The sequence below is a fragment of the Rhizobium grahamii CCGE 502 genome (assembly GCF_000298315.2).
Classification (GTDB): domain Bacteria; phylum Pseudomonadota; class Alphaproteobacteria; order Rhizobiales; family Rhizobiaceae; genus Rhizobium; species Rhizobium grahamii.
Map to the genome: position 1 here is coordinate 219,952 of NZ_AEYE02000005.1, position 16,689 is coordinate 236,640.

The 16,689-nt window shown below is 61.6% G+C and carries 16 protein-coding genes; 8 read left to right on the top strand and 8 right to left on the bottom strand.

The genetic code is table 11. The features are described 5' to 3' along the window. Positions 1–954, bottom strand: coding sequence for a sulfate adenylyltransferase subunit CysD (gene cysD / locus RGCCGE502_RS05250; protein ID WP_016553123.1), 954 nt, complete (start codon positions 952–954; stop codon positions 1–3). A 112-nt stretch (positions 955–1,066) separates the two neighbouring features. Next, a complete protein-coding gene (locus RGCCGE502_RS05255) occupies positions 1,067–1,813 on the bottom strand; it encodes a phosphoadenylyl-sulfate reductase (RefSeq protein WP_040674014.1) in 747 nt (248 codons plus the stop codon). Positions 1,814–2,225: 412 nt separating this feature from the next. Here RGCCGE502_RS05255 and RGCCGE502_RS05260 point away from each other — a divergent pair, with 412 nt between their 5' ends. Next, positions 2,226–2,672 carry an RrF2 family transcriptional regulator gene (locus RGCCGE502_RS05260; protein WP_016553125.1) on the top strand — a complete coding sequence of 149 codons (447 nt, stop codon included), beginning with the start codon at positions 2,226–2,228 and terminating at the stop codon, positions 2,670–2,672. Here RGCCGE502_RS05260 and RGCCGE502_RS05265 read toward each other — a convergent pair. Continuing rightward, complete coding sequence (locus RGCCGE502_RS05265; RefSeq protein WP_016553126.1) at positions 2,669–4,030, bottom strand: chloride channel protein; 1,362 nt, start codon at positions 4,028–4,030, stop codon at positions 2,669–2,671. The genes RGCCGE502_RS05260 and RGCCGE502_RS05265 overlap by 4 nt on opposite strands. Before the next feature lie 245 nt (positions 4,031–4,275). Between RGCCGE502_RS05265 and RGCCGE502_RS05270 the strand changes: the two genes are divergently transcribed. Together RGCCGE502_RS05270 and RGCCGE502_RS05275 are read left to right on the top strand one after the other, a co-directional pair. Beyond that, entirely contained in the window at positions 4,276–4,662 is a 387-nt protein-coding gene (locus tag RGCCGE502_RS05270) for a DUF6152 family protein (protein WP_016553127.1), read from the top strand. A gap of 6 nt (positions 4,663–4,668) precedes the next feature. Then, complete coding sequence (locus tag RGCCGE502_RS05275; protein ID WP_040674016.1) at positions 4,669–5,142, top strand: DUF6644 family protein; 474 nt, start codon at positions 4,669–4,671, stop codon at positions 5,140–5,142. A 15-nt stretch (positions 5,143–5,157) separates the two neighbouring features. On the opposite strand, the gene betA is transcribed toward RGCCGE502_RS05275, so the two are convergent. The 3 genes from betA to betI form a co-directional block, all read right to left on the bottom strand. Continuing rightward, positions 5,158–6,810 (bottom strand): choline dehydrogenase, encoded by a 1,653-nt coding sequence (betA, locus tag RGCCGE502_RS05280; RefSeq protein ID WP_016553129.1) that lies wholly within the window; start codon positions 6,808–6,810, stop codon positions 5,158–5,160. Between the two features lie 106 nt (positions 6,811–6,916). Next, positions 6,917–8,386 (bottom strand): betaine-aldehyde dehydrogenase, encoded by a 1,470-nt coding sequence (gene betB, locus RGCCGE502_RS05285; RefSeq protein WP_016553130.1) that lies wholly within the window; start codon positions 8,384–8,386, stop codon positions 6,917–6,919. Next, entirely contained in the window at positions 8,383–8,982 is a 600-nt protein-coding gene (gene betI, locus RGCCGE502_RS05290) for a transcriptional regulator BetI (RefSeq protein WP_016553131.1), read from the bottom strand. Before betI ends, betB begins: the two co-directional genes overlap by 4 nt. A gap of 139 nt (positions 8,983–9,121) precedes the next feature. On the opposite strand from betI, the gene RGCCGE502_RS05295 reads away from it, so the two are divergent. The 4 genes from RGCCGE502_RS05295 to RGCCGE502_RS05310 all read left to right on the top strand — a co-directional run bounded on the left by RGCCGE502_RS05295 (position 9,122) and on the right by RGCCGE502_RS05310 (position 13,112). Beyond that, a complete protein-coding gene (locus RGCCGE502_RS05295; protein WP_016553132.1) occupies positions 9,122–9,670 on the top strand; it encodes an HdeD family acid-resistance protein in 549 nt (182 codons plus the stop codon). 183 nt (positions 9,671–9,853) lie between these two features. Further along, positions 9,854–10,096, top strand: a complete 243-nt coding sequence (locus tag RGCCGE502_RS05300; protein ID WP_016553133.1) for a ribbon-helix-helix domain-containing protein — start codon at positions 9,854–9,856, stop codon at positions 10,094–10,096. 137 nt (positions 10,097–10,233) lie between these two features. Then, positions 10,234–12,039 carry a GGDEF domain-containing protein gene (locus tag RGCCGE502_RS05305; RefSeq protein WP_016553134.1) on the top strand — a complete coding sequence of 602 codons (1,806 nt, stop codon included), beginning with the start codon at positions 10,234–10,236 and terminating at the stop codon, positions 12,037–12,039. A 77-nt stretch (positions 12,040–12,116) separates the two neighbouring features. Continuing rightward, positions 12,117–13,112: an NAD(P)H-quinone oxidoreductase gene (locus tag RGCCGE502_RS05310; RefSeq protein WP_016553135.1), complete on the top strand. Its 996-nt coding sequence runs from the start codon at positions 12,117–12,119 to the stop codon at positions 13,110–13,112. On the opposite strand, the gene RGCCGE502_RS05315 is transcribed toward RGCCGE502_RS05310, so the two are convergent. Both RGCCGE502_RS05315 and RGCCGE502_RS05320 read right to left on the bottom strand, forming a co-directional pair. Further along, a complete protein-coding gene (locus tag RGCCGE502_RS05315; protein WP_016553136.1) occupies positions 13,109–14,323 on the bottom strand; it encodes an MFS transporter in 1,215 nt (404 codons plus the stop codon). The genes RGCCGE502_RS05310 and RGCCGE502_RS05315 overlap by 4 nt on opposite strands. A 190-nt stretch (positions 14,324–14,513) precedes the next feature. Continuing rightward, the gene (locus tag RGCCGE502_RS05320) at positions 14,514–15,947 is read right to left on the bottom strand and encodes an MFS transporter (protein WP_016553137.1); all 1,434 of its coding nucleotides are present in this window, start codon (positions 15,945–15,947) and stop codon (positions 14,514–14,516) included. A 110-nt stretch (positions 15,948–16,057) separates the two neighbouring features. Between RGCCGE502_RS05320 and RGCCGE502_RS05325 the strand changes: the two genes are divergently transcribed. Then, entirely contained in the window at positions 16,058–16,678 is a 621-nt protein-coding gene (locus RGCCGE502_RS05325; protein WP_016553138.1) for a helix-turn-helix transcriptional regulator, read from the top strand. The last annotated feature ends 11 nt before the right edge of the window (positions 16,679–16,689 follow it).

Genomic DNA, 16,689 nt, shown 5'->3' on the forward strand with positions numbered 1-16,689 from the left:
TCAGAAATATCCTTCACGCTTCTTCTTTTCCATGGAACCGGATTGGTCGCGGTCGATGGCGCGGCCCTGTCGTTCGGAAACCGTGGCGATTTCCAGCTCCGCGATGATGTCTTCAAGGGTGGTGGCGGTCGAGCGGATCGCGCCCGTCAGCGGGAAGCAGCCGAGTGTGCGGAAGCGGATGGAAGCTTCCTGCTTCGTTTCGCCGGGCAGCAGTTCAAGCCGCGGATCGGAGGCAGCAATCATCATGCCGTCGCGCTCCACATAGGGGCGCTTTGCCGCGAAATAGAGCGGCACGATCGGAATGTTTTCCGCCTGGATGTAGCGCCAGATGTCGACCTCGGTCCAGTTCGACAGCGGGAAGACGCGAACGCTTTCGCCCTTGCGGATCTGGCCGTTGTAGACGTTCCAGAGCTCAGGGCGCTGGTTGCGCGGATCCCAGCGATGGTCGGGCGTGCGGAACGAATAGATGCGCTCCTTGGCGCGGCTCGCCTCCTCGTCGCGGCGGGCACCGCCGAAGGCAGCGTCGAACTTTCCGGCGTCGAGCGCGTTGCGCAGCGCTTCCGTCTTCATGATGTCGGTATAGCGCGCCGACCCGTAGGTGAACGGCGTGATGTTTTCGGCAGCACCACGCGGATTGATGTGCTCGATCAGATCGAGATCGTACTTCTTCACGATCTCGTCGCGGAAGGTAATCATCTCCGCGAACTTCCAGCCGGTATTGACGTGCAGCAGCGGGAAGGGCACGCGGCCGGGATAGAACGCCTTACGCGCAAGATGCAGCAGGACCGACGAGTCCTTGCCGATCGAGTAGAGCATGACGGGCTTCTCGAACTCCGCGGCGACCTCACGGAAAATGTGGATCGCTTCGTTTTCAAGCGCCTTCAGATGTGGGTCGAGCGGCGGCTTGGCGCTCTGGGGATTGCTGAGTTCCGTATCCGGACGGCTATCGGGCATTTCTAACTCCAGACTTCGATCGTTCCAGAAAGGGAGGCATCCGGAACGAGGTGCATTTCAGACTTCGAGGAGCGCAGGCGAGGAGCCGCGCTCCGATCCCGAAGTCGACGGGTTACTGTTGTGCGGCAATCGCCGAGGCTTCTTCAGCCACGTGCAGGCCGCATTCGCGCTTTTCGTCCTGTTCCCACCACCAGCGGCCGGCACGCTCCGGCTCGCCGGGCTTGATCGCCCGCGTGCACGGTTCGCAACCGATCGAGGGGTAGCCACGGGCATGCAGCGGATTGACCGGCACGCTGTTGTCGGCGACGTAGGCCTTGATGACGTCGATGTCCCAATCGGCCAGCGGGTTGACCTTCAACAGGTGGCGCTCGGCGTCATACTCGGCAAACGGCGTCTCCGCGCGGTTGGTCGATTGGCCGCGGCGCAGACCGGTGATCCAGATGGTTGCCCCATCAAGTGCGCGCGCAAGTGGCTTCAGCTTGCGCACGCCACAACAGGCATGCCTGGCCTCGACGCTCTCGTAGAAACCGTTGAGGCCATATTTCGCGGCATAGGCGTCAATGTCGGCCTGTTCCGGTTCGTAGCGGCTGATGTGGATGTCGTATTGCTTCTCGGTCTCGTCGATCAGCGCGAGCGTTTCCGGAAACAGGCGTCCGGTCTGCAGCGTCGCGACGTCGATCGGCAGGCGATGATTGCCGATCTCGGCCGTGATCACTTGATCCTCGATGCCGAGGGAGGTGGTGAAGACAACGCGGCCGCCAAGACCGGCAACGAGCGACAGACGCCCGGCAAGGTCAAGGCTTGCGAGTTTCGCGTTCAGCGTTTCCGCTTCAGCGTTTGGATTGGCAGCAACAGTCATGGGGATCCTGTCCTTGATGTTGGCCGGAGTATCGCAGGTCGGGCTTGGATCGGACAGAAAAACGGATTTCGAAAGCGGGCGCGATAGGAGCAAATATCTCTCCCCGGCCGCTGCAATGCGGAAAAGCAGCCGCGCCAGCGATGGTGCGCAGCGGCCAAACTAATTGTCTATTGATTTAGTAGAGTAACACGTTGCCTGTCAATCGGAAATGTGAATTGATGACATCTGGGACGCATTTTGGCGTAAATTTCGACTATTGGCCGAGGGTGAAAAAACAAGGCCAAAAACCTTGTCTCTCAAGGGTTTCGCCGAGTTGTTCAAATTCCGTTCATGCGGCGCATGCCATAGAGGCAGAATAGAGCTTGCGGTGGGCTCGTGATTCCGCCCGCCATGTGTGTGTCGACGGTCAAAGATGATTACGCAGAAGGCAAAATATGCGCTAAGGGCGCTGGCAGTATTGGCGGCAGCCGATGACGGCGAGCCGGTGATGATTTCCGACATTGCGGCGCAGCAGAAAATCCCGAAGAAGTTCCTCGAACAGATCCTTCTTGACCTCAAGCATCAGGGTATCGTCGTCAGTCGCCGCGGCAAGACGGGTGGATACCTGCTGCTGAAGCCGGCCGACATGATCACCTTCGGCGAGGTACTCCGCATCATCGACGGACCGATCGCGCCGCTTCCCTGCCTCTCGATCACCGCTTACCGCAAGTGTGATGATTGCGACGGCGAGCAGAACTGCGAGATTCGCCATGTCTTCGCCAAGGTGGCTGATGCGACCCGCAAGGTGCTATTCTCCACGACCATCGCCGATGCTGTCGCGCCGGCAAAGGTGGCGCAGGTCACCCGCCTGCTCGCCTAGGACGCACCCTGATCGACGGCCACCTTGTGCTCAGCGGCCCGCCGTGCGCGAATGGCTGCGGCAATAAAGACGCGCGACAGCCCATGATATAGCGGCTCGCGTGATAGCAGCCGCGAGGTGACGTAGCCGATCATCGAAACCGCCATGATCGGGATCACCGCCTGATGATCCCCGGTCATTTCCAAGATGATCACGAAAGCGGTCATCGGCGCCTGCACCACCCCGGCAAAGTAGCCCGCCATGCCGAGAATTGCCGCGAGTGCGATGCTGCTGCCGACCAGTGTACCAACAGTGCTCCCGAACCCGGCGCCAACCGCAAGCGACGGTGCAAAAATGCCGCCGGGGATGCCCGACATCATGGACAGAAAGCTCGCGACCAGCTTTTCGACAAAGAAAAACAGCGGCAGCGCTTGCCCCTCGACCGCGCCCTTTGCCTGCTCATAGCCGGTGCCGAAGGTCATGCCGCCCGAGGCGACGCCGATGACGGCGATGACGAAGCCGCACGCGCCGGCGAGGCAGAGCATCCTCATCAAAGGCTGCGGTTGTGCCCACCGCCGGATGCGCTGGCCGACATGCAGCGCCAGCCCACTGAACGCAGCTCCGAGCGCTCCGCCGCCGACACCGCAGATCAACACCAGGCTCCAATCCGCCAGCGTTAGCGGGACGACGGAGGTCGAACCAAAATAGTTGTAGCTGCCGGCGAGGCCGAGGGCAGCGAGGCCCGAAAGGATTACGGCCGTCAAGACTATGCCGTTGGCGCGCGATTCGTAGGTCCGGCCCATTTCTTCGATCGCGAAGACGATACCGGCGAGCGGCGTGTTGAAGGCAGCGGCGATACCGGCAGCCGATCCGGCAAGGATAAGCCCTCGCGCCTGCGCCATGCCGCCAAAGCGCGCAACGGCCAGCATGATCGAAGCGCCGACCTGCACGGTCGGCCCCTCGCGCCCGATCGACGCTCCGCTGAACAAGCCAAGCACCGTCAGCACGATCTTGCCAAGGGCAATCCGCAGGGACAGCAGCCGCGACCGGTCGGCCTCGTCATGCAAGTGCCGCGCGGCTATCGCCTGCGGAATGCCGCTGCCCTGCGAGTTCGGAAATAGCGTCGCGGCAATGTAGGCAGAGAGAACGAAGCCGATTGGAGTGATCAGCAAAGGCAGCAGGAACGACCATTCGCTTGACGTGGTGATCGAGGCGAACGCTTTCTGCGCCATATCGGCGAGCCGCGCGAAACCAACGCTGATGACGCCGATCGCCAAGGCGCCGCACCAGAACACCAGCCGCGGACGCCAAAGCGAGAAGGAACCCCAGAACACGCGTGATCGTCGAAGGAGCTTCGATCTTCTGTAAGGCGAGAGCATGTCATTCCTGCGGGCGTTGTTGGGAGGAATTCTCAAGCCCTTATCTGCGCCATGTCGCGCCCTTGCAAGGCCGGGGATGCCTCAGTGGGTACGCTGACGATGAGTGAGCGTGTCCGGCGTTGCGTTGACGTGGCCGTCGAACGGATACCGATAGGCTCCGCGCCGCTTCAAGATTCGGTGAGATAGCTTTCCATTGCTTGGCGCTATGCCAATTCGCCCCTGTCCTGAGGTAGGGAGAAACGAACATGCGTCTCATGAACTCGAAACGGATGGCAATTGGTGTGGCCCTCGCGCTGAGCTTGGCGACGGGAGCCGCCGCTCACCATGGCTGGTCATGGGCCGAGGGTGAGCAGACGGAACTGCGCGGCACCATCGAAAAGGTCACGATGGGCGGCCCGCACCCGACGCTCGATGTCGCGACTGCCGCCGACGGCCTCTGGCTCGTCGAACTCGGCAATCCCCGGCAGACCGAACGCTCGGGCTTCGTCGAAGGCTCGGCGAAGAAGGGCGATCCGATCATCGTCCTTGGAAACCGCTCACAGAAGGCCGACGAGAAGCGGATGAAGGCCGTACGGATTACCGTCGCCGACAAGCGCTACGACATCTATCCGGAACGGATCCAGACGAACTAAGCGATGGTGATCGAGTTCCTGGAATGGCTCGCCGCAACCCCGCTGTCGTCAGGGCTGCGGCGCTCGGCGCTTGTCTATATGGCGGTCAACGCCGCCCATATCCTTTCGATCGGGCTGCTGATCGGGGCGATCCTGCCGCTGGATCTGCGACTGATGGGCTTGTTCGGCTCGGTGCCGCTGTCAGTGCTTGGCCCGTTCCTTTCGCGGGCCGCAGCTGTCGGGCTTGTGGGCGCTGTCATCACCGGCTTTGCCCTTTTCAGCGTCAAGCCGATCGAATACGCCGAAAATCCGGCCTTCCTGGCGAAGCTGGCGTTACTGGTGCTCGGCATTTTGAACGCGGCCGCGGTCCATACGCAGGCAGCTTGGCGACGGGCCGTGTCAGGCTCCGCGCCCGCCTTCGGCTTGCGCCTGCAGGCGGGCCTCTCAGCAGCGGTGTGGATGTCCGCGTTGCTTGCCGGCCGCTGGATCGGCTTCGTCTGATGGCGGTCGGCAGTTCTACCGATCGCTAACTTCCCAGCGTGGGTTGACCCACGGCTCCTGGTTAGCGCGCGGCAGCGGCTGCTTGCCGAGGATATGGTCGGCCGCCTTCTCGCCGGTCATGATCGAGGGCCCATTGAGGTTGCCGTAAGTGACATGCGGGAAGATCGAGGAGTCCGCGACGCGCAGGCCATCGACGCCGATGACACGCGTCTCGGGATCGACAACCGCCATCGGGTCGGTCTTCGCACCCATTTTGCAGGTGCCGCAGGGGTGATAGGCGCTTTCCAGATGCTCGCGCAGGAAGGCGTCGATCTCCTCGTCGGTCTGCACGTTCTCGCCCGGCTGGATCTCCGGTCCGCGATACTGGTCGAAAGCCTTCTGGCCGAAAAGCTCGCGGGTGAGCCGCACGCAATGGCGGAATTTCTCCCAGTCCTCGGGATGGCTCATGTAGTTGAAGCGGATGACCGGATCGTCCTTCGGGTCCGAGGAAGCCAGCGTGACGTTACCGCGCGACTTCGACAGATTGTAGCCAACATGCACCTGGAAACCGTGACTCTTGGCGGCCGCCTTGCCGTCATAGCTGATCGCCACCGGCAGGAAGTGGTACTGGATATCAGGCTGCTTGACGCCCGGCGCCGAGCGCAGGAAGGCGCAAGCCTCGAACTGGTTCGAGGTGCCGAGCCCCGATTTCGTGAACATCCATTGCGCGCCGGCAACCCCCTGCCAGAACCACGGAAGCCAGGAATAGAGCGACACCGGCTTGGTGCTGACCTGCTGGAAGTAGAATTCCATGTGGTCCTGCAGGTTGGCGCCGACGCCCGGCCGGTCTGCCTTTACCTCGATGCCCATGTCCCGCAGATGCGCACCGGGCCCGATGCCTGAGAGCATCAGCAGCTTCGGCGAATTGAAGGAGGAGGCCGAAACGATGACTTCGCGATTGGCCTTGACGATCTCGACCTTGCCGCCGCGCTCGATCTCGACACCAACAGCGCGGCCGTTCTCGATGACCACCTTCTGGGCGTGGCCATAGACGACCTCGACATTCGGCCGCTTCAGCGCCGGCTTCAAATAGGCTGACGCAGCCGACCAGCGGCGTCCGCCGAAAATCGTCTGCTCCATCAGCCCGAAGCCTTCCTGCTTCGAGCCGTTGTAATCCTCAGTCGTTTCGAAGCCTGCCTGCTTGCCTGCTTCGACGAAGGCGCGAAACAGCGGATTGCGGAAGACGCCACGCTGGACGTGCAGCGGCCCATTGGTGCCGCGCCAGCCTTCCTCGCCGCCGTGGCTGTGTTCCATCCGCTTGAAATAGGGGAGAACGTCGGCATAGGCCCAGCCCTGCGCGCCGAGCTCTTCCCAGCGGTTATAATCCTCGGCGTGGCCGCGCACATAGACCATGCCGTTGATCGAGGAGGAGCCACCGATCACCTTGCCGCGCGGCGCGGTGATGCGCCGGTTGTTGAGGTGAGGCTCGGGCTCGGAGAGATAGCCCCAGTTGTAGCGCTTCATGCTCATCGGCCAGGCAAGGGCGGCCGGCATCTGGATGAACGGCCCGAAATCGGAACCGCCCGCCTCGATGACGATGACGGTGTTCTTGCCGTCTTCCGAAAGCCGGTAGGCAAGTGCCGAGCCCGCCGAGCCGGAGCCGATGATGACGAAATCTGCTTGCTGCATGATGTGCTTCTTTTCCGATTCCGCGCCTCACCCTCGGATTGGCCGCAGAGCCGATCGGGACGAGGCGAAATTGAATGCTACCTGCCGGGACTGGCTGCCTGCTGCCTCAATACGGCGCCTGCACCGGCCCCATGCCGACATAAACCGTCTTTAGTTCCGAATAGTGCTCCAGCGCGGCCAGCGAATTCTCGCGTCCGAAGCCTGACTGTTTGGAGCCGCCGAACGGGATTTCGACAGGGCAGAGATTGTAGGTGTTGATCCACAGCGTGCCGGCCTCGAGCTGGTCGACGACGCGATGGCCGCGCGTCAGGTCTGATGTGAAGACGCCGGCGGAGAGGCCGAATTCGGTCGCGTTGCCGCGTGCGATCACCTCGGCCTCGTCGTCGAAATCGAGCACGCACATGACAGGTCCGAAGATCTCCTCGCGAGCGATCGTCATCTCGTCGGTGACGTCGGCAAACACGGTCGGCTGCACGTAATAGCCTTCGCCGGAGACATTGTTCGGGATGCCGCCGCCGGTCACGAGCGTGGCGCCCTCGGCCTTGCCCTTCTCGATGTAGGAGAGGACCTTGTCGCGCTGTGCCCAGGAGACCATCGGCCCGAGCTGCGTTGCCTCGTCCATTGGATCGCCGATCGCGATCGCCTCTGTGCGGGCCTTCAGCCGCTTCAGGAATTCAGCCTTGATCTTCCGCTGCACGAAGACGCGGGTGCCGTTCGAGCAGACCTGGCCGGTCGAGTAGAAATTGCCGAGCATGGCACCACCGACGGCGCTGTCGATGTCGGCGTCGTCAAAGACGATCAATGGCGACTTGCCGCCAAGCTCCATGGTGACGTGCTTGAGGCTGCCGGCAGCCGCCGCCGCGACCTTGCGGCCGGTCGGCACAGAGCCGGTCAGCGACACCTTGGCGACATCAGGGTGGTTGACCAGCAGCGGCCCCGTTTCGCGATCGCCCTGGATGACGTTGTACAGCCCCTTCGGCAGGCCGGCTTCGTGCAGGATTTCGGCGATGGCGAGCGCGCCGAGCGGCGTATTTTCCGAAGGCTTGAAAACCATGGCATTGCCGGCGGCAAGCGCCGGCGCGCCCTTCCAGCAGGCGATCTGCTGCGGATAGTTCCAGGCGCCGATGCCGACGCAGACCCCGAGCGGCACGCGCTTGGTGTAGGCGAAATCGCCGCCGAGCGGGATGTAGGAACCATTGAGGCCGGCAGCCGCGATGCCGCCGAAGAACTCGAAGCTGTCGGCCCCCGATGTCGGGTCGGCGACGATCGTTTCCTGGATCGGCTTGCCGGTATCGAGCGTTTCCAGTTCGGAGAGCTCACGATTGCGCTCGCGGATCAGGTCGGCGGCGCGCTTCAGGATGCGGCCGCGCGCCGTCGGGCTCATCGCCGCCCATTCCGGCTGGGCGCGCTTGGCCGATGCGATTGCCCTTTCGACGATGGCGGGCGTTGCCGCGTGCAGCCGGGCGATGACCTCGCCGGTCGCCGGATAGATGCTTTCGATGACGCTACCGGCTTCATCTTCGACATATTCGCCGTCGATGAAATGGGAGGCTTTCGGCTGGGCTCTGAGGGTCACTGGATCTGTCCTTTCGCAAGGGCGGCAAGCTGTGAATGGATGTAGTCTTCGGTAAGCGAGATCGATGCCTCTATGCTGACAGGCGCAGACCTCAGACTTTGGCGGATATAGAGCCCGTCGATCATCGCAGCCGCGCCTTCGGCGATGCGTTCTGCGGCATCGCCAGGGCAGAGTGCTTTCAGGTTGGCGACGAGGTTCGACCGCAGACGGCGGGCGTAAATGACGAGGAAACGCCGCGTCTCTTCGGAGCGCTGCGCTTCGGCATAGAAGGCGAGCCAGGCGGCAATCGTTGCCGGCGCGAACTGGTCGGCCTGGAAGCTGACGCGGATCACGGCGGAGATCTTTGCGCGGGGTGTATTCACCGCCTTCAGCGCCGTCACCGCATCGTCGCGCAGCTGCTTTAGAAGGGAGCGGATCGTCTCGATCAGCAGCTGTTCCTTGCTGCCGAAGTAATGATGCGCCAGCGCCGGCGATACACCGGCCTGCCGGGCAATTTCGGACATGGTGACGGTCAGCGAGCCGTGATCGCCGATCACGCGCAGCGCGGCATCGACGAGCGCCTTGCGGCGAACCGGCTCCATTCCGACCTTGGGCATCGCATCACTCCATGAAGATGCCCAATTATAATTTTGATTGACTGATCAATCAATAAAAATTTGAAAGGGCTTGAAAAGGCTAACCCCTTCCAATTCCCCGTTTTTGCGGCATACTCGGTTACCAACCAGGAGGTGTGCCATGGCAGATGTGTCTGATCGACTGAGCTTTTCGTCGCTGCAATCGAAATGGGGCTGGTTCGTCGCGCTGGGCGTGCTTCTGATCGCCTGCGGCATCATCGCATTGGCAAATGTCATGCTCGCGACCGTTGTGTCCGTCTATTATGTCGGCGTGCTGATGCTGATCGGTGGGATCGTCTATCTGGTCCACGCATTTCAGGTGAGGACCTGGGGACAGGTGCTGGTTTGGGCGCTGAGCGGTGTTCTCTATGTGCTGGCCGGCTTTTTTGCCTTCGAGAATCCGCTTCTGGCATCGGCGGTGTTGACGCTGTTTCTTGCGATCGCCTTGCTGATCGCGGGCGTGTTCCGTTTCTGGGTCGGCTTGCGCATGCGTCCGGTCAAGGGTTGGGGCTGGGTTCTTGTCAGCGGGATCATTACCGCGCTGGCCGGGGTCGTGATTGCCACCGGATGGCCCGTCAACAGCCTCTGGATCCTCGGCCTTTTCCTCGCCTGTGACCTTCTCATTCAGGGCTGGTCCATGCTTGCCTTCGGTCTCGCCGTCCGCAGCTGAGTTATGCCCGTAATTCACAGGCTCCCATCACGGACTGTTTCTTTTTTGACAAGTACGTGAGGGAGGGCTAAAATTTCCCCATCAAGAGGCAGCCGAGGCGGCGGCGCGCGTCGGTAATGCCGTGGACGGAACAACCGTCCCCCGACCGGGCACACGTGCCCACGAGGTAAAGGGAGGAATCTCATGCCGATGGTCACCGTATCCATTTCACCGTTGCAGGCTGCCGACATCCGGGCCGCCGTTGACAACGGCAGTTATGCCTCGAGCAGCGAGGTCGTGCGCGAGGCTCTGCGCATGTGGGACGCCGCTCGCAAACTCGACGGATATCACGAAGAGATGTTCGACCAGGGCAGGGCTCCCCGTAGCGGCCGGTGCGTCGCCGACATGTTTGCCGATCACGAGGCCGAGCATCGGCGCACTGCCTGACCAAGTCGTTGATTGATCGATAAAATTCGATCTAAAACGCCCGGTTTTCACAAAAGTTTCACATTCGGGAAAGGGTTCGTTGATCCTTCTCCGCCAGTCTCCGCGCGAAAAAACAATAAGACACAGTGGAGATTGGCATGTCTTTGGCTGCCACCGTCGATCCGGCGCTTGTTCGTCGTTACGCCAGCGATCAAATCGTGACCCTTGCAAAACTCGTCATCGAGAACGCGTTCCAGCCCATCGTGGAGGCAGGGACGGGTGTCGTATTTGGCTATGAATCCCTGATGCGAGGACAGGAGCGCATTGGTTTCAACTCTCCCGTCGAAATCCTCGACGAGGCGCATAAGAACCAGCAGCTTCTGCAACTCGAGCAGATGGTGGCCAGTCGTGCGCTTGCGAAGTTCGCCACGCTCCCGCACTTCTCCAGTTCGACGCTGTTTCTCAATCTCGATGTGCGGCTGATCCCGCATGGCGAGCGGCTGGTGGAAGGCCTGCTGCAGCATCTGAAGCTCGCCAATATTCCGCCGTCATCCATCTGCTTCGAATTTTCCGAGCGCTTCGACAATACCAGCGTGCCGGAGTTTGCAGCGCTCGTATCGCTGTTGCGAAAGGCCGGCTTCAAGCTGGCGATTGACGATTTCGGCGTCGGCCACGGCGAGATGAAGCTGCTCTGCGACCACCCGGTCGACTACCTCAAGATCGACCGGCATTTCATCGCCGACATCGACAGCAGCCCGCGCAAGCGCCACCTTCTGAAGAACATCGTCCACATTGCCCACGTCCTTGGCACCCGGGTCATCGCCGAGGGCATCGAGACCGAGGCGGAATTCATCGCCTGTCGCGAGTTCGGCGTCGACCTTGTCCAGGGGTGGTTCATCTCCCGCCCAACCACCCATGTCACCGAATTGCAGCCCGCGTTTCCGCACCTTCTGGATCTCGGCAAGAGCAAGCGAAACCCGCAATCGCTCGACGAGATCCTGATTCGCAAGCAGATCGAGATGCTGCCAACGGTCTACGAGAACGACACGATCGACAGCGTCTTCGAGCTTTTCCGTCGCAATCCGCAGCAGGCTTTCTTCCCGGTGCTGAACGCGAACGGCGAGCCACGTGGCATCCTGCACGAGCGGCACTTGAAGGAATACATCTACCAGCCCTTCGGTCGCGATCTCCTGAAGAACAAGGTGTACGAGCGGACCATCTCGCACTTCGTCGAGATGGCCCCGATCGTCGGGCTCGATTCCGATACCGAGCAGTTGATGGCAATCTTCGCCAACATGGAAGGCACCAACTGCCTGCTTTTGACCGACAACATGCGCTATGCGGGCGTCGTCTCCGCCGCCTCGCTCATCAAGGTCATGAACGAGAAGAAGCTGAAGACCGCGCAGGATCAGAACCCACTGACCGGGTTGCCGGGCAATCGGGCGATCCGCGACTTCATGCGCGAGTCGAGCCTTGATGGCGACGAGAAGCGTCACTTCTGCTACTGCGACTTCGACAACTTCAAGCCGTTCAACGATGCCTACGGCTTCCACCTCGGCGACCATGCGATTTCGCTCTTTGCTGCGCTCATGCGCCGCTATTTCTTCGCCGAGCGTCATTTCCTCGGGCATGTCGGCGGTGACGATTTCTTCATCGGCGTCCGCGGCTGGACGAAGGACGAGCTGACCGAAATTCTCGACCGCCTGATTAGCGATTTTCACGACGATGTGCTCGACCTCTATTCCGACACCGATCGCGCCGCTGGCCGCATTCGCGGTCATGACCGCGCCGGCGTCGAGGCGCTGTTTCCGCTGATGCGTTGCTCGATCGGCGTGCTGGAGCTGCCGGAAGGTCTGGTCATTGACGACATCAATCGCGTCAGCGCTGAAATCGCCCACATCAAGGCCGAGGCGAAGGAAAGCGACGAGGGGCTCGTCTTCCATCTTCTGGGCGAGACGAATTGACGCCACCCGCTCTTCCTGCCTTCTCAAGTCCGAAGCGCTGAACTATCTCACTGCTTTCGGAACGAGGAGACCGGACCATGTCTTTGCCCACGCAGATGCGCTTCATCGACCTACCGAGCTTCGGCGCGCCTGAAGTGATGCGGATTGCCTCCGGACCCTTGCCGATCCCGGCGGAGGGGCAGCTTCTTGTCCGCACCGAGGCGATCGGCGTCAACCGCCCCGATGTCGCACAGCGTCAGGGCACCTATCCGCCGCCGAAGGACGCAAGCCCAATCCTCGGACTCGAGATGGCAGGCGAGGTCGTCGCCATTGGCGTTGGGGTCACGGATTTTGCCGTCGGCGACAAAGTTTGCGGCCTGACCAACGGCGGCGCCTATGCCGAATATTGCCTACTGCCCGCCGGCCAGGCGCTGCGTTTCCCGAAAGGCTATGATGCTGTTAAGGCGGCCGCGCTTCCGGAAAACTACTTCACGGTCTGGGCGAACATGTTCCAGATGGCCGGGCTGACAGAAGGCGAAAAGGCTCTCGTGCATGGCGGCTCGAGCGGTATCGGGACGACCGCCATCCAGCTCGCGCGGGCCTTCGGCGCCGAGGTCTACGCAACAGCGGGTTCGCAGGAGAAGTGCGACGCCTGCGTCAAGCTCGGCGCGAAGCGGGCCATCAACTACAAGACCGAGGATTTCGCGGAGGTCATCAAGGCCGAGACCGGTCATGGTGTCGATATTATTCTCGACATGATCGGCGCCGCCTACTTTGAACGGAACGTGGCGTCGCTTGCGAAGGACGGCTGCCTCTCGATCATCGCCTTTCTCGGCGGCGCTGTCGCGGAAAAGGTCAATCTGGCGCCGATCATGGTCAAACGGCTGACGATCACCGGCTCGACGCTGCGCCCGCGCACGCCTGAGGAAAAGCGCGCGATCCGCGACGATCTCCTTTCCCAAGTCTGGCCGCTACTCGATCAAGGCAAGCTTGCGCCTGTTATCGATACCGTCGTTGCGTTCGAGGACGTCGCCGACGCGCATCGGTTGATGGAAACGAGCGGTCACATCGGCAAGATCATGCTGCGGCTCTAGGTGGGTTGCCGCGCGGGTCGGGGATCTCTCTCCAGGAACAACAGAAGGCCAACCGAAGCGAGACCGACGACGGCGGCAAGCAGTGCTGTGCCTGAATATCCCGTAAAAGAGGTCCCGGCTGCGAAGATCGACGCACTGATGCCATTTGCGATGAACGTGTTGACCGAGACCAGTGAACTACCAAGTCCTGGACGATCGGCAATCAGATCCTGCAGGTAGGTGATCGGAACGCTGAGGATGGCCGCCGCGCCGCAGGCATTGATCAGCACGAGGGCATAGATCTGCCAGGGCGCCGAGGCAAAGCTCAGCAAGGTCAGGTAGAGACAATAGATCAGCGCTCCCAGGGCAAGCACGTGCACGTTCCGGAAGCGGCGCTGCAGCGCGCCCCACATCAGCATGAACGGCATTTCCAGGAAGGCGACGAGGCCGGCCATGAAGCCGACATCGACCACCGTGCCGCCTGCGGCATTGGTGATGATCAGCGGAGACACCACGCTGTTCAGCCGCTGCAGGCCAAGCAGCAGTGCCATAAGGCAGACCCTCACCAGCACATGCGAGGAAAAGATCCTGCCGAGCGACGAGAAAAAGCCGATATTCGGCGAAGGGGAGGCTTCGCCCGCCGGCGCGGGCTTGGCCACGAATAGGTAGAGGCAAAAGCAGGTCAGGCTTGCGAGAGCCGCGATGCCATAGGCCGGCGTCATCGATTGCGAATTGATGAGGTACAGGCCAATCAGGCCGGGTGCCAGTGCCCAGGAGCCCGAGAACAGCGCGCGAACCGTGGATGTGATCGCTGCCGCCCTTCCGCGGTCCATCCTGTTCGTCGTCGCACGGATACTGGCAAACAGGATCGAATAGGTGGAATTGCTGATGGGGATCAGCACCAACATGCCGAAGATGAAGACGCCGGCGGTGCGGAACTCGTAGATCATTCCAAAGCCGAGCATGCCGCTCACCGACAGCGCCAGCACCAGCGGGCGCCGGTCGCTGAGCTTGTCGGACCAGATCCCGAGCGTTAGGCTGGTCGCGACGTTGACAAGCGCTGCAAAGAAGATCAGCCCGGAATAGCTGCGGTCGGACAGGCCGAGTTCGTTAATGCCGATGATCGATTGATAGGGCATCGTCGAGGCATAGGTGAAAGCCAGCGCAACCAGCGTCAGCGCTGGGACACGGATTTGGCGATCGCGGAGAATGGACGAAAAGGCGGATGGCATGGCGTGGTTCCCGATGCCCCTGACATAAACCAGTAGTGTGCTTTCGAAAAACCAGAGTTTGTGATGGCAGCGGTCAAACTACGTGATGGGTGGTCTCATGCCGTGATCGAGGCCGGTCCGCTATGGACCGGCCTCGATCACTGGAATGGAAGCGAGCGGCCACAGTGCTCTGTGACCGCTCGCACGTCGCTCACCGGGCCTGCCGTTCGGTGGGCGACGAGAGGGTCAGAGACGTTGCGACGGCGATCAGGCCGGGAAGGGCCATCAGGACATAGAGCCAATGCGCGGCTGAGACGCCGCCGGCAACCCCGCTGGGGTTCACCAGTCCGGTGCTGTTGACGATAACGCCGGCAACGGCTGCGCCGAAGGCGCTGCCGAGCGACTGCACCGTCGAGATTGCAGCCGAGGCTTTGTCCTGTTCGGAGTTGTCGACCAGGCTCAAGATCTTGGTCACCAGATGCGCCCAACCAAGGCCGACACCGAAGCCCATCAGGAACATGCCGATGACGGCCGGGCCAAGAATTGCAAGGTTTCCGGATTGGTTGTCCGCAGCGAGGAAAAGGGTCAAGGACGCGACCGCAACCATTTCTATCACGCAACCGGCGACGATGGCGGCGTTGGCGCGGCGTCCCGAGAGTGTTCCGCTGAAGAAGGCCGCAAAGGTCCAGCCGAGGGCGACAAGCGCAGTCAAATAGCCCGACACCAGCGGCGTCACGGCGTGCAGCACCTGCAGAAAATACGGAATATAGATGTCGCTTGTCAGCACCAGCAGCAGCACGAACATCGTCAAATAGACGCGCGCCACCGGCTTTGCGAGCGTCACGGCGCCTGTCGGCAGCAGACGGTTCCTGCCGCGCCGCTCGACAGTCAGCATCGAAACGATCATGACGATTGACGCTGCAATCAGCAACGCCTTGAAGCTGGTTTCGTCGATCGTTCCGGCGATGCTGACCAACAGTACGGCCGCAAGCAGCAGGGCAATCTGCAGGATCGGCGTCTTGCCGTGGGCGCGATCGTCCTCTGCGCGCGGCAGCAACCACGGCGCAAGCGACGCCATCAGCACGCAGAGCGGAACGAGCAGCATGAAGGCGTGGCGCCACGCGCTGCCTTCGGAAAACAGGCCTCCGAGACTGGGGCCGAGCAAGGTCGAAACGCCCCAGATGGCTGCATAGAGCGTCGACGCCTTCTGCCACAGCGGCTCGGGGTAGGCGTAGCGAATGAATGCATAGGCAAGCCCGGCAAGAATGCCGGCTCCGAAACCCTGTACTGTGCGCCCGACCAGCACCAATGGCATGGCTGGAGCGAGCGCGCAAACCAGGCTGCCGGCGCCGAATACGAGTGCGCCTGCGATGTAGACGCTGCGCAGGCCGATGCCTCGCGGGCGCGTTGCGACGAAGATCGATCCAAGGACCGCAGCGGCAACAAAGAGCGTCGTCATCCACGATAGCAGTTCGAGCCCGCCGATGTCGCGCACGATCGACGGCGCAATTGTCGCGGTGATGTAGGTCTCGACGGCGTAGAGGGTGACGCCACCACCGAGCATCAGGGTCGCCGGCAGCAGCGGCGCGGAAAACAGATGAAAGACGGAGGGCTTGTCGGCAGAAATCTCTTCAATGTCGGTCATGGTTCATGCCTTGCGTGCTTCCGAGGATGTGCATTATCTTTTTTTACAAGTTATTCTTTGGAAAAATACACCGGCATGCTATTAAAGCAAGCCTCAACTTGGAAAAATAGATGAAGCAATCGCCGGCTAACCGAATTCTGCTGCTGATTAAGACCGAAGGGCCGCAACTTGCCGCGACGCTTGGGACCAAGCTCGGTATCTCCTCGGAAGCTGCCCGCCAGCAATTGACGAAGATGGCGGAGGAGGGGTTGGTGGAAGGGGTAAGCGAAGCCGCGACCGGCAGGGGCAGGCCGCGTCAGTTGTGGAGCCTCACGCCCGCAGGCAACCAGACCTTTCCCGATGGTCATGCAGAACTCACCGCCACGATCCTGACCACGCTGGTTTCGCAGTTGGGAGCGCCGGCTCTGGATGCCGTCATTTCCGCCCGGGAAGCCGACACCCTCAAGCGATACCGCGAACAAGTGGATGCACCGGACATTCAATCCCGCGTGCGGCAGCTCGCCGCCATCCGTACCAGCGAGGGATATATGGCCGATAGCTGGCAGGAGGCGGACGGCTCGCTGCTGCTGGTCGAAAACCATTGTCCGATCTGCGCCGCCGCAAGCGTTTGTGCCGGCTTCTGCCGCTCGGAGCTGGACACCTTTAGAACCGTCCTCGGTGCCAAGGTCGAGCGCGAGGAACACATCCTGCTTGGCGCCCGGCGCTGCGCCTATCGCATCACGCCACTCTGACCTGTCGTAGC